The following is a 1,194-nucleotide window of genomic DNA, read 5'->3' as shown; positions in this document are numbered from 1 at the left end:
CTCGTCGAACTGCTCGACCATGGTCAACTGCAGATCGAACTTCGCCGCCACCGCGCCGGTATCGACGCCCGCAACCGTCAGATCGCCCAACTGCAACCCGGTCTGGCGTGCGCTCTGGAACGACAGCATCACCTGGAACAACGGATTACGAGCCTGCGACCGCGCCGGATTGAGCACCTCCACCAACCGCTCGAACGGCACATCCGCATGCGCAAACGCACCCAGATCGCCCTCACGAACCCGACCCAACAACCCCGAGAACGACTCCGAAGAATCCACCTCGGTCCGCAACACCAACGTATTGACGAACATCCCGATCAAATCATCGAGAACCTGCTCACCACGACCCGCCACCGGAGTACCGATCGCAATATCGGACGTCCCCGACAACCGCGACAACAACACCGCCAACGCCGCATGCACCACCATGAACAACGACGAATTCGACTCACGCGCAGCGTCACTCAACGACACATGCACATCACGATCAATCACGAACGAATACGCAGCACCACGATTGGACGCCACCGCCGGCCGCGGACGATCAGCCGGCAAATCCAACTGATCCGGCAACCCCGCCAACGCCGACTCCCAGAACCCGATCTGACGCGAAATCAACGACGACGGATCATCTTCCGAACCGAGAGTCTCCCGCTGCCACAACGCGTAATCCGCATACTGCACCGCCAACGGCGTCCACCCCGGCACCTCACCCCGAGAACGAGCCTCGTACGCCACCATCACATCACGCGTCAACGGCCCCATCGACACACCATCACCACTGATGTGATGAACCACCATCGCCAACACGAACTCCGACTCCGACACCGCGAACAACCGCGCCCGAACCGGAACCTCCACCGCCACATCGAAACCAGCCGACAAGAACTCCGTCACCGCACCAACGACATCGGACTCCGACACCGCCACCGGCGACAAATCCAACCGCACCCGATCCGCAGACAACACCTCCTGGAACCCGACACCGTCGACCTCCGGATACACCGTCCGCAAAATCTCATGCCGCACAACAACATCCGACACCGCAGCGTCCAACGCCGCCACATCCAACAACCCCGACAACCGAATCGCCACCGGAATATTGTTCGCCGACGACAACGTATCGAAACGGTTCAAGAACCACATCCGCTGCTGCGCCAACGACAACGGCACCCGCTCCGGACGCACCCGAGC

The 1,194-nt window shown here is 61.1% G+C and carries 1 protein-coding gene; it reads right to left on the bottom strand.

The features are described 5' to 3' along the window. The coding region (locus tag ACN50D_RS31230) for a condensation domain-containing protein (RefSeq protein ID WP_419970258.1) at positions 1-1,194 on the bottom strand (1,194 nt) is incomplete at both ends.

Source organism: Rhodococcus sp. SB1D, assembly GCF_048573875.1.
GTDB lineage: Bacteria > Actinomycetota > Actinomycetes > Mycobacteriales > Mycobacteriaceae > Rhodococcus_F > Rhodococcus_F qingshengii.
Note: the sequence above shows the minus strand (reverse complement) of the source record. Positions and strands in the feature narration are given on the sequence as shown.